Raw genomic sequence first — 11,728 nt, forward strand, 5'->3', positions numbered from 1 at the left:
AACCTCACGCCGCCCCACGATCGCCGCTCAGGCGGTTGACGGCGTCCTGCGCCGAAAGCGAGACGCGCTCGCCGCTGGCGCGGTTCTTCAGTTCCACCGTCCCCTCCTTCAGTCCGCGCGGACCGACCACAAGCTGCCACGGCAGGCCGATGAGATCCATGGTCGCGAACTTGGCCCCGGCGCGCGTGTCGACGTCATCGACAAGGACATCGAGACCGGCGGCGGCGAGCTGCGCCTCGATATCGGCGCAGGCCGCATCCGTCGCGGCATCGCCAGGTTTCAGATTGACCAGTCCGACATCAAAGGGCGCCACGGATGCCGGCCAGACGATTCCATCGTCGTCATGATGCGCCTCGATGATCGCGCCAAGCAACCGCGATACACCAACGCCGTAGGACCCCATGTGCACGGGCACCTCGACGCCGTCGGGACCCGCGACCTTCGCGTTCATCGGCTCGGAGTACTTCGTGCCAAAATAGAAAATGTGGCCGACCTCGATGCCGCGCGCCGACATGCGCGCATCTTCCGCGACCTCTGCATAGGCGGCGGCATCATGCATCTCATCGGTGGCGGCATAGGGCGCCGTCCAGGCGTCGATCACCGGCGTCAGGTCGGACTCAAAGTCGGTGTCCTCCCCGGGAACCGGCAGATCGAGAATGGCCTTGTCACAGAACACTTCACTCTCGCCGGTGGAGGCAAGAATGATGAATTCATGGCTCATGTCGCCGCCGATAGGCCCGGTGTCGGCCCGCATCGGGATCGCCTTCAGTCCCATCCGCTCAAAGGTCCGCAGATAGGCGACGAACATGCGATTGTAGGCATGACGCGCGCCCTCCTTGTCGAGGTCGAAGGAATAGGCATCCTTCATGAGGAACTCGCGCCCCCGCATGATACCGAAGCGCGGGCGCAGCTCGTCGCGGAATTTCCACTGGATATGGTAGAGATTAAGCGGCAGGTCCTTGTAGGAGCGCACCGAGGCCCGGAAAATCTCGGTGATCATCTCCTCGTTCGTCGGCCCGTAGAGCATCGCCCGGTCCTGACGGTCCTGAATGCGCAGCATCTCCTTGCCGTAGGCATTGTAGCGCCCGCTTTCCATCCACAGATCGGCCGGCTGGACGGTGGGCATGAGCAGTTCATTGGCGCCTGCGCGATTTTGCTCTTCGCGAACGATCTGCTCGATCTTCTTCAGAACCCGCAACCCGAGCGGCAGCCAGGCATAAATCCCGGCCGCCTCCTGGCGGATCAGTCCGGCGCGCAGCATGAGCCGGTGGGAGACGATTTCCGCCTCTTTCGGCGTTTCCTTCAGGATCGGAAGAAAAAAGCGGGACAGACGCATTCGGGACACTCGGCTATTGGGCAAGCGCGACCGGCCGGCGATGGAGGCAACGCGGTCGACGTCTTGCGCGGGAATCTCTCAAGCGGCAGTCAAAGCGCATGCATCGCAAAAAGACAAGGCCCGCGTCAATTTCGGGCAGGCGAATGTCCCCGGCACCCGACCCTGAAATGCAATCAGGCATTTCAAGAGGGACTTCGCAAAAAATTTGGGCGCAGGTTGCACAAAATGATGACAAGACGACAACGATGCGCTAATGTCTGCGGCGATAACAAGGCAGAGAAGTTGCAAGGCTTACTTTGCTGCAAAAGCAGACATCGCGGTCTGAGTCTTGGGAGGAAGAGCCTTCTGGCGCGCTTTTCGAAGTCGCTGCCCATGTCAAACATCCTAGATGACTAGACATGCATGAAGGTTTGATACGCGAAACCTAAAAAGCAAGGCCTTGTGCCTTGCTTTTTTTCTGCCCGGCACCAATTCCGCAGCTTTTCGTTCAGTAAAGTCAGGGGAAGATCCGCTCGGTCAGACCGACATGCCCCCGCGGCGACTGCCGAAAAATGCGTCTTCCGGTTGCAATTGCGGCGTCAGGTCACAGCAGGCAGCCGGCGCACCGTCACGGCGCGAAGCGTTGCCTTGTGCGCCCCGTCAGCTTCGTTCAGCGAACCAGGCATCAAGCGGCTGCACAATTGGTTTCTTTCCATTCGCCTCGGGCCAGGAATCGACCGCGTAAGCCGAGCCGTCGGAACTGCGGACGACAGCGGTGGCATGGGGATATCGCCCATCAAGAAAGAACCCGCGCGCAACAGGGCGAGAGACCGTATGGTGCGCAAGATATTTTCTGTCGGCGGCAAGAAGCAGCACGCTGGTGGTGTTTGTTGCCTCGTCGATGCAGTCCATCTGCCCCGGCACCCCGGAATTGTGCAAATCGAAACCGCCGACGTCGCCTTCCGATCCGACAATCGGGCCTGCCTTGCGCTCCGCCCAGGCAACCGCCTCGGCGATGGCCTTGCGCTCGGCGGCGGGCGAAGCCCTTCCCTTCGCCAGGATGCGGCGAAGCATGGCAAGATCCTTGCCCGAATAGCTGACCGCAGTCTTGCGCGCACAGCCGAACGCATGGCAGACATAGATCCTGTCGGCGCGCGGTGCGACGCCATCGTGTGCTGCGTACCAGGAACGCGCAGGACCGGCGGCCTGACCGGCGCATGCCGCAGCCAGCAGAAGGCCGGCAAGCGCAATCGCGCCCGAAGATCTTTTCATTCGAATCGTTTCCGTTTTCGACCAAGTACGAACAGGTGTTCGCGGTTCGATTGCCACCAGGAAGGGGACGCGCTATGGGAGCGGTCTCGAACCGAGGTATACAGTATTCGTCAACGCGCAGGGTGTCGCAAAGGGATTGATGATGAAGCCTGTCCATGTAGTCGGCGGCGGCCTCGCCGGATCTGAAGCCGCCTGGCAAATGGCCCGCCGCGGTGTGCCGGTCGTCTTGCATGAAATGCGACCGACCCGCGGCACCGATGCCCACAAGACCCAGGACCTTGCGGAACTGGTCTGCTCCAACTCGTTTCGCTCCGACGATGCCGACCACAACGCCGTCGGATTGCTGCACGCGGAACTGCGCGCGGCCGGATCGCTTATCATGTCCGCAGCCGACAGCCACCAGGTTCCGGCGGGGGGCGCGCTCGCGGTCGATCGAGACGGTTTTGCCGCAGCGGTCACGAAAACGCTCGAGGATCATCCGCTGATCACCATCGAGCGCGGTGAAGTCGACGGACTGCCGCCCGAGGACTGGGACAGTGTGATCGTCGCGACCGGCCCCCTGACATCGCCTGCCCTGTCGAGTGCGATCCTTGAGGCAACGGGAGAGGATGCGCTGGCTTTCTTCGATGCCATTGCGCCCATCCTGCACTTTGAGTCGATCGACCTCGACGTCTGCTGGTTTCAGTCACGCTACGACAAGGTCGGCCCCGGCGGATCGGGCAAGGATTACATCAACTGCCCGATGGACAAGGTGCAGTATGACGCCTTCATCGATGCGCTGATCGACGGACCCAAGACCGAGTTCAAGGAGTGGGAACAGTCGACCCCCTATTTCGATGGCTGCCTGCCGATCGAGGTGATGGCGGAGCGCGGCCGGGAAACGCTGCGCCACGGCCCGATGAAGCCGATGGGGCTGACCAACGCCCACAAGCCGACCGAAAAGCCCTATGCGGTGGTCCAGCTGCGCCAGGACAATGCCCTTGGCACGCTCTACAACATGGTCGGCTTCCAGACGAAGCTGAAGCACGGCGCCCAGCTTGAGATCTTCCGCATGATTCCGGGGCTGGAAAACGCTGTCTTTGCCCGTCTCGGCGGTCTGCACCGCAACACGTTCCTGAACTCGCCGAAGCTTCTTGACGGGACGCTGCGGCTGAAGGCGCGCCCCGATCTGCGCTTTGCGGGACAGATCACCGGCTGCGAGGGCTATGTGGAATCGGCGAGTGTCGGTTGCATGGCCGGCCTGTTCGCCGCCGCCGAACGGCATGGCACCGCCTGCCCGCCGCCGCCCCCGACCACCGCGATGGGCGCGCTGCTCGGTCACATCACCGGCGGGCACATTCTGCGCGACGACCCTGGCCCGGGCTCGTTCCAGCCGATGAACGTCAACTTCGGACTTTTCCCCCCGATCGAAGCGCCGCAGGTCGACGACGAAGGCCGCAAGCTCAAGGGCAAGGAAAAGGGCAAGGCGAAGAAACGCGCGATGACAGGCCGCGCCCGCACAGATTTCGAAACCTGGATCGCCTCAAGCGTTCCGACGCGGCAAGCGGCTGAATAAACGCTTCCACACGCACATCACGAAATCGGCCGGTGAAGACGCGCTTCACCGGCCGATTTCGTTTTCGCTCGCAGGCCGAACCGCGTCACGCCTCGCTTGCCGTCTCCATCAGGTCGTCCATCCGGTCACCACGCAAGGACGCCTTGTTCGCGCCCTGCGGGCGCTTCTCGTCTTTCGCCGACGGCAAACCGGAATCACGGCCGAGATAGGTCACATTCGACGGGAACGCGAAGTCCGACCCGTTCTCCTTGATGAGCCGCCCGACTTCGAGCAGGAGCTCCTCCTGGATCATCAGGAACTCGTCCCGATCGGAGGTCGAGATGTAGGAGAAGATTTCAATGTCGACGGAATAGGCACCATAGCCAACGAGCGACACGCGCAACGCCATCTGGTCGAGCACCTTCGGGTGCGCGGAGAAGAAGCCGTGGATTTCACGAACGACGCTCATCACCTGTTCGCGCCCGGTTTCATATCGCAGACCGACGACATGACGGAACAAAAACCGGTCGCGCCTGCTGAAGTTGACGATCTTGCGCTTGGCCAGGTCCGAATTGGCCACAGTGATCAATGTGCGGTCGAGAGCGCGCAGCCGCGTGGAGCGAATGCCGATTGCCTCGACCGTTCCGGCGAATCCCTCGAACTCGCAGTATTCCCCGACCCTTACCATCCGGTCGGCATAAAGGATCACGCCACCGATAAGGTTTTCCAGGGTCGGCTGCGCGGCAAGCGCGACCGCCAGACCGCCGACACCGAGACCGGCGATGACACCGTAGATGGGAATGCCGATCCGCGTCGCTCCATATCCAAGCGTAATGATCGCGAAGGCCAGACCGAACAGTCGGAAGGCCGAGAGCAACAGACTGGAGTCGAGGCTTGCCGTCGGCATGGCCGGGTTCTTGGTTACATAGCTCGCCAGCAGATCGACGGACTGATAGGCGAGCCAGGCAAGGCTGACCCACAACACCACGGAGGAGAAAGTCCCGATGGCGATCATCGGCGCACCCGTGATGTTTATCTGTTCGTCCACCACATAACGGAACGCAATCACGACGATTAGTTGGAGCAGCGGCTGCTGAAAGCCGCGCAACCGCCGGTGAACCTCCGACAGGGGGACGGCACGCCAACGGTTCCAGCGCTGCAGCATGACCGGGATCGCAATGGCAACCAGAACCATCAAGAAGAGCGCCGCCCACTGCCAGTAGGCCTGCGACATGAAATGGTTCTGAAGCCATTTGGGGCCGGCCAGAATGAGATCGTACCAGCGCGGAGCGACAAGATATCCCGGCGTGTAGATGTAGTAGTCGTAGAAATCTTCCCCCTTGTCGGAGCGTGAGGGGAACATCTTGACGCTTTCGTAGTCTTCCGGAATCCGGTCGACCGTCTCGCGCGAGACGAGGTACTTCAGATCGCCCTTGGTGGCATCGCTGCGCTGGAAGACGATGCTGGTCCCGGGAATGGTCCAGCGCTCCGGCAAGTCGGAGACTTCCTTTGCGTGGAGGAAGGACCCGGCCCTGTCACCCGGGATCTCGTCCAGCGGCGGCAAAAAGATCCGGTCGAGAATCTCCTGAAACTGAAGGACGATTTCCACGCCAACCGCGGTGCGTGCCGTCTCAGGAATATCGCCCAGATCGAAGATCTCGCGGGCCTTCGAGATCAGCAGGCGAACCACTTCGACCTGCCGCTTCTGCGCGTCCGACATGAAAGCGTTGCCGCTGTCGCGAAAGTCGTTGCGAACCTCCTGCCAGACCCGGCTTGCCTCGGTCATCAGCACCATAAAGCTTTCCAGCGACGCCCGAGGGCTCGTGGTATCCGGCGGCGAGATCGGATAGTCGCGCAGCAACGTCTGAAGGTCGGGAACCTGCTCGCGTGCCTCATCAGGTGCTGTATCGGACGATTGCGTTGCCGAATCGATCAACGGCTCCTGCGCGGATGCAGCCCCGCAAACGGAGATCGCACCGGCGAGGCACACCGCGCGCGCCCCGGCGAATCCAGCGCGCCGCAAACGAGAAAGGACAGAGCGAAACGGAAACATGGCATGGCCCTTGGAACAAAGAAGCGATCAATCACCGGGACACTATCGGCCGATAATAAATTCTAGGTTACGCGCTCGTCCGCCTTGCCGCCTTACGCCAGGATCGCCAGATCGTCCATTGCATGCGCAAGGCCGAAAGCTCGGCAGAGGAATGAAGGGGATCGAACCCCCGCGCCTCCATGCGGTCCAACAGCGGTTCGACAAGGCAGACTGGCAGAAACGCCGGAACGACCGAAACCGGAACGTTCGCAACCGCCGCGCGCGTGCGCGCAAGATGGCCATGCGCAACGGCACGCAATTCGCGCAAGGCATTGTGGAGCCGAGGCGTTGTTTCACCGGAAAAAACCGTTTCGGGGTCGACGCCGTGAGCGTCGAGCAGATCGGCCGGCAGATAAAGCTGGCGCCGTCGCGCATGCCAGGGCAACGCTCGCATCAACCCCGTCAGGGCGTAGGCCACACCGGCATGTCCCGCCACCTCCGCAGTGTCGGGGTCCCTGCCCTTGGCCAGAATGATCGCGGCCAGCTGGATCAGGGCTGAAGAGGTCTCTCCGGCATAGCCCTCCAGATCGGAGAGGCCAGGCATCGGATCGTCATAAAGATCGAACACCCGCGCATCGATCAAGTTTTCGAAGGCGGACAGCGGGAGAGAATACCTCGCGATCACCGTCCGCACGGCGCCGGCGACCGGATGCTGGTCGATCTCCGCGCCCTCGGGCGCGCTCAGCGCATCGCGCCACCATTGAAAGCGGATCTCGCCCGGCATCGGGTCGGAGACAACCTCGCGCGCCCTGGCGATCTCGACGTTGAATGCATAGAGCGCGGCCAATGCTGCCCGTTCCGGCTCAGGAGCGTAAAGCAGAGAGACATAGCGTTCGAAATCATGCTGACGGACGTGTTGCAGGCAATAGCGCACGTCCGGGATCGAGGCCGAGTTCATCAGGGAACACCTAGGGCCGAAGCCGGTTCAGTCCACCGCCAAAAACACGGCAGCCACCGGCCGGCCTTCGGAAAGCAGGACATTATAGGTGCGCACCGCCGCACCGGTCGACATCGGGTCGGCACTGATCCCCGCTTCGCGCATGGCGTCCTGCAACGCCGGCGACAGCGGCCGCAGGTCCTCGCCGGTGCCGACCAGAAGAACCGAGACGTTCTCGCGTTCGTCGAGCACCTTCTCCAGCGCCTCTGGCGTCAGTTCGTCCGGGCGCGTCGCGGCAAAACCGTAAATCCCGGTCGGAACGCACAGGATGGATCCGCGATGCGACATCTCCGCGAAGCGAAACCCGCCGTTGCCGTAGGCGTCTATCGGCGCCCGATCGGGGAAATGGGCATCGCGGACAACGATGCCTTCGCCACGCTGTGCCACTGGCTGTCCCTTTCTCGCTTATCAGGCCGAAGCCGTCTCGGCATCCTTGTCGGATCCGCCCGAATCGCCATCGTTGCCGACCACCTTGGAGGCCCGCAGCTTCAGGACGATGAGGAACGGAGCGGCAAGGAAGATCGACGAATACGTGCCGATCACCACGCCGAAGATCATCGCCAGCGTGAAGGAGCGAATGACCTCGCCACCGAAGTAATACAGCGCGAGAAGCGCGAGAAGCGTGGTGACGGACGTCATCACCGTGCGCGACAGCATCTCGTTGATCGACCGGTCGAGGAGTTCGGGAAGCGGTGTCTTCTTGTACCGTCTGAGATTTTCCCGAATCCGGTCATAGACCACCACGGTATCGTTCAGCGAATAGCCGATAATCGTGAGGATCGCCGCAATCGACGACAGCGAGAATTCGAGCTGCAGAACGACGAACAACCCGACCGTGACGACGATGTCGTTGATCGTCGTGAGGATCGCACCGACGGCGAAATGCCATTCGAACCGGAACCAGATGTAGAACAGGATCACGATCAGCGATGCGGAGACGGCGATCATGCCCGCCTGCGCCAACTCGCCCGACACGCGCGGCCCGACGACCTCGACCCGACGAAACTCGACACTCTCGCCGAAGGTCTCGCGGACCTGTGAAACGACCGCCTGCTGGGCCAGTTCGCCACCCTCGGGCTCCTGAACGCGCACGAGCACCTCGTCGGGCGCACCGAATTGCTGGACCTGAACGTCACCGAGATTGAGCGTCGCGAGCTGCTCACGAATACCGCCGATGTCAGCCGGCGATTCGTTGGTCTTCATCTCGAAGACCGTGCCGCCCTTGAAATCGATGCCGAAGTTCAGCCCGACGGAAAAGAACAGCGCAATCGACACCAGAAAGACGACAGCCGAGAACGGAAACGAGATGGTCCGGAACCGCATGAAGCGGAAATGCGTGTTGTCCGGGATGAATTTGAGCAACATGGTCTTTGTCCCCGTCGGTCAGATCGGCAGGTGGCTGGGGCGCTGCCAACGCACCCACAGCGCAACCAGAAGCCGCGAGACGGTGAAAGCGGAAAACACCGTGGTGAAGATGCCGATCGCCAGCGTGACCGCGAATCCGCGGATCGGGCCTGAGCCGAGCTGGAACAGGATCAGGGCGGCGATCAGGGTGGTGATATTGGCGTCCAAGATCGTACCGAGCGCACGTGAGTAACCCGCATCGATGGCGCTGATGGCCGAGCGCCCGGCCCGCGCCTCCTCCCGGATACGCTCGAAGATCAGGACGTTGGCATCGACCGCCATGCCGATGGTCAGCACGATTCCGGCGATGCCCGGCAGGGTGAGCGTGGCCTGAAGCGCCGTGAGAGCACCAAAGATCAGCAGCACGTTGGTGATAAGCGCCAGGTCGGCGATGACGCCGAACCGGCCATAGGCGAGCACCATGAAGGCGATGACCAGCGCCGCACCGATAAGCGATGCAACCCGGCCGGCATCGACCGAATCCTGACCCAGCCCCGGCCCGATGGAGCGCTCCTCCACGACCGTGAGCTTTGCAGGCAACGCGCCGGCGCGCAGCAGCACCGCGAGATCGTTGGCGCTTTCGACGGTGAAGTCACCCGAAATCTGGCCCGAACCACCGGTGATGGGTTCGCGAATGACCGGCGCGGAAATCACCTCGTTGTCGAGCACGATGGCGAAGGGACGTCCGACATTGCGCTGGGTCACGACCGAAAAGGTACGCGCACCCGACGTGTTGAACCGGAAATTGACGACCGGCTCGTTGGTTTCCGGATTGAAGGACACCTGCGCGTCGATCAGGTCCTCGCCCGACAGAAGCGGCGCTTCCTCGAGAAGATAGGGAAACGGCGGATCGTCCGGCGAATACATCACGACGCTGCCGACCGGCGGGCGCGACTGCATCGCCTGTTCCGCCGACATCGACTGATCGACCATATGGAACGTGAGCTGGGCGGTTTGGCCGACAAGATCCTTCAGTCGCTCCGGATCGCCTTCGCCCGGTGCTTCAACGAGAATGCGGTCCTCGCCCTGGCGCTGGATCGACGGTTCCGTCGTGCCGAATTCGTCGAGACGCAGGCGAATCACCTCGATCGACTGCTGCACGATCGAACTCATGCGCTGCGACAGGCCCTGCTCGGTGTAGGCGAAGCGGATCAGGCCGTCGTCGCTGACGGTCATGCCGAATTCCTCGACCGCTTGTCCGCCGAACATGTTGGCGACAAGCGGGTTGGTCAGTTCGCTGAGCCGCTGGCGCGCTTCGTCCAGCCGCGTCAGGTCGCGAATGCGCACCTGGGCGCCGTCCGCCTGCACGCCAAGCCCGGTGTAGCCAATGCGCGGATCGTCGCGAAGCCGTTGACGAATATCGCCGACCAGCGTGTTAAGCCGCTTCCGGACGTAGTCGTTCCGGTCGACCTCGTAGAGAAGATAGGCCCCGCCCTGCAAGTCGAGACCCAGCACGATCTGGTTCTTGGGAAGCCAATTGGGCAGTCCCCGCAGCGTGTCGGACGACAGGAAATTGGGCAGTGTGGACACTGCGCCGGACAGGATGACGAGGACGATCAGAACGATCTTCCAGCGTGCGAAATAAAGCATGGCGTGGCCGTCTCTGGTATCCCCGCCTCACCCTGTCGCGGGTGTAGCGGAGAGGATTGGAAGTCGGACGTTTGGGATCAGCCGTTGTCCTTCGCGGGCTCGGACTTCGAGCGCACTTCGGTGATCATGCTGCGCACGACCCGGACCTTGAGCCCCTCCGCAAGCTCGACCTGAACTTCGGCGTCGTCCACGACCTTGGCGATTTTTCCGATCATGCCGCCAGCCGTCACGATGGTGTCGCCGCGGCGCAGGTTAGCGACCATTTCCTGGTGCTGTTTCATCCGCTGCCGCTGCGGGCGGATGATCAGGAAATACATGATCACAAAGATCAGGATGAAGGGGAGAACGGACATCAACAGGTCGGGTGCACCGGCACCGCCGAACCCTTGGGCATAGGCAGGCGTAATCAGCATGAAACTCTCCTTGATCGGACCCGGCGCGCCTTGCGCCGTAACGCAATCTCGCCCTCGTCCGACGACTGAACCTCAGATCGCGCGGACTATACAAGCCGCGTACGGCTTTGCAAGGCGAACCGACCCGCTGACCGCCCGTCGCCGCACGTCTTTCGCCGCGCCCGCGCTCCATGCTAGGACGTGCGTCCCGCCCTCCTCCTCCGAAGCACCCGACTGCGCGCGGAAAACCTTGGACACGGCCCGACACGATGACCACCTCTTCGCAAGACAAGAGCGACTTTCAGGCTCTGACCGAACGCCTCGACACGTTGATCTCGCTGATTTCCCGCGCGGTTCCCCCCGCTCCCGAAATCCCGGATTTTGCGGCCGCCGACGCCTTCGTGTGGAGTGCCGGCACCTCAAGCCTGACGCCCGTCGCACGCGTGAACCGGATCGATATTTCCCTGCTGCAGGGCGTGGACCGCGCGCGGAACCAGCTCGTCGAAAACACCCGACGGTTCGCCAAGGGGTTTGCCGCCAACAATGTGCTGCTTTGGGGCGCGCGGGGTATGGGCAAGTCGTCGCTGGTCAAGTCCGTTCACGCGTTCATCAATCGCGAGTTTGCCGACAAGGGCGATGCCACCCGCCTGAAACTCGTTGAGATCCACCGCGAGGACATCGAAACGCTTCCGGAGCTGATGAGCGCCCTGAAACAGGCGCCGCATCACACGATCCTGTTTTGCGACGATCTGAGTTTCGACAATGACGATACGTCCTACAAGTCGCTGAAGGCCGCCCTCGATGGCGGGATCGAAGGGCGGCCGGACAATGTGCTCTTCTACGCCACCTCGAACCGCCGACACCTCCTGCCGCGCGACATGATCGAGAACGAGCGATCCACGGCAATCAACCCGGGCGAAGCGGTGGAGGAAAAGGTGTCTCTGTCCGATCGCTTCGGATTGTGGCTCGGTTTCCACAAATGCAGCCAGGACGACTATCTGGATATGATCAATGCCTACGCCGGGCACTTCGAGCTGGAAATCGAACCGGCGGAGCTGCGGTCGAAGGCGCTGGAATGGGCAACGACCCGCGGAAGCCGGTCAGGACGCGTTGCGTTCCAGTTCATCCAGGACCTGGCCGGACAGCTTGGAAAACACCTCAAGAATTGACCCCCGGCGCTGCATCGGCCCGC

At 62.2% G+C, this 11,728-nt stretch carries 10 protein-coding genes; 2 read left to right on the forward strand and 8 right to left on the reverse strand.

The annotated features are described in order from the left end of the window. Positions 1 to 4 precede the first annotated feature (4 nt). Together proS and G572_RS0102445 are read right to left on the reverse strand one after the other, a co-directional pair. The gene (gene proS / locus G572_RS0102440; RefSeq protein ID WP_029057136.1) at positions 5 to 1,336 is read right to left on the reverse strand and encodes a proline--tRNA ligase; all 1,332 of its coding nucleotides are present in this window, start codon (positions 1,334 to 1,336) and stop codon (positions 5 to 7) included. A gap of 639 nt (positions 1,337 to 1,975) precedes the next feature. After that, entirely contained in the window at positions 1,976 to 2,644 is a 669-nt protein-coding gene (locus G572_RS0102445; protein ID WP_208979004.1) for a hypothetical protein, read from the reverse strand. Between the two features lie 85 nt (positions 2,645 to 2,729). On the opposite strand from G572_RS0102445, the gene trmFO reads away from it, so the two are divergent. Further along, positions 2,730 to 4,142, forward strand: coding sequence for a methylenetetrahydrofolate--tRNA-(uracil(54)-C(5))-methyltransferase (FADH(2)-oxidizing) TrmFO (trmFO, locus tag G572_RS0102450; RefSeq protein ID WP_029057138.1), 1,413 nt, complete (start codon positions 2,730 to 2,732; stop codon positions 4,140 to 4,142). Between the two features lie 85 nt (positions 4,143 to 4,227). On the opposite strand, the gene G572_RS22125 is transcribed toward trmFO, so the two are convergent. From G572_RS22125 to yajC, 6 genes are all read right to left on the reverse strand, one after another. Then, complete coding sequence (locus G572_RS22125; protein WP_169391274.1) at positions 4,228 to 6,057, reverse strand: mechanosensitive ion channel family protein; 1,830 nt, start codon at positions 6,055 to 6,057, stop codon at positions 4,228 to 4,230. A 184-nt stretch (positions 6,058 to 6,241) separates the two neighbouring features. Then, positions 6,242 to 7,111 (reverse strand): phytoene/squalene synthase family protein, encoded by an 870-nt coding sequence (locus tag G572_RS0102460; RefSeq protein ID WP_037545116.1) that lies wholly within the window; start codon positions 7,109 to 7,111, stop codon positions 6,242 to 6,244. A gap of 27 nt (positions 7,112 to 7,138) precedes the next feature. Beyond that, complete coding sequence (locus G572_RS0102465; protein WP_037545118.1) at positions 7,139 to 7,537, reverse strand: Mth938-like domain-containing protein; 399 nt, start codon at positions 7,535 to 7,537, stop codon at positions 7,139 to 7,141. 21 nt (positions 7,538 to 7,558) lie between these two features. Then, positions 7,559 to 8,515, reverse strand: coding sequence for a protein translocase subunit SecF (secF, locus tag G572_RS26605; RefSeq protein ID WP_029057141.1), 957 nt, complete (start codon positions 8,513 to 8,515; stop codon positions 7,559 to 7,561). Positions 8,516 to 8,533: 18 nt separating this feature from the next. Further along, positions 8,534 to 10,144 (reverse strand): protein translocase subunit SecD, encoded by a 1,611-nt coding sequence (gene secD, locus G572_RS26610; RefSeq protein ID WP_029057142.1) that lies wholly within the window; start codon positions 10,142 to 10,144, stop codon positions 8,534 to 8,536. 77 nt (positions 10,145 to 10,221) lie between these two features. After that, positions 10,222 to 10,557, reverse strand: coding sequence for a preprotein translocase subunit YajC (gene yajC, locus G572_RS0102480; RefSeq protein ID WP_029057143.1), 336 nt, complete (start codon positions 10,555 to 10,557; stop codon positions 10,222 to 10,224). A gap of 248 nt (positions 10,558 to 10,805) precedes the next feature. Between yajC and G572_RS0102485 the strand changes: the two genes are divergently transcribed. Further along, positions 10,806 to 11,705: an ATP-binding protein gene (locus G572_RS0102485; RefSeq protein WP_029057144.1), complete on the forward strand. Its 900-nt coding sequence runs from the start codon at positions 10,806 to 10,808 to the stop codon at positions 11,703 to 11,705. Positions 11,706 to 11,728 lie beyond the last annotated feature (23 nt).

This window comes from Stappia stellulata DSM 5886 (assembly GCF_000423705.1).
Lineage (GTDB): Bacteria > Pseudomonadota > Alphaproteobacteria > Rhizobiales > Stappiaceae > Stappia > Stappia stellulata.

Excerpts from the sequence above, each read along its gene's own strand:
- yajC (WP_029057143.1), bottom strand. The coding sequence starts at position 10,557 with ATGCTGATTACGCCTGCCTATGCCCAAGGGTTCGGCGGTGCCGGTGCA.
- secF (WP_029057141.1), bottom strand. The coding sequence starts at position 8,515 with ATGTTGCTCAAATTCATCCCGGACAACACGCATTTCCGCTTCATGCGG.
- trmFO (WP_029057138.1), top strand. The coding sequence starts at position 2,730 with ATGAAGCCTGTCCATGTAGTCGGCGGCGGCCTCGCCGGATCTGAAGCC.
- proS (WP_029057136.1), bottom strand. The coding sequence starts at position 1,336 with ATGCGTCTGTCCCGCTTTTTTCTTCCGATCCTGAAGGAAACGCCGAAA.
- G572_RS0102485 (WP_029057144.1), top strand. The coding sequence starts at position 10,806 with ATGACCACCTCTTCGCAAGACAAGAGCGACTTTCAGGCTCTGACCGAA.
- secD (WP_029057142.1), bottom strand. The coding sequence starts at position 10,144 with ATGCTTTATTTCGCACGCTGGAAGATCGTTCTGATCGTCCTCGTCATC.
- G572_RS0102460 (WP_037545116.1), bottom strand. The coding sequence starts at position 7,111 with ATGAACTCGGCCTCGATCCCGGACGTGCGCTATTGCCTGCAACACGTC.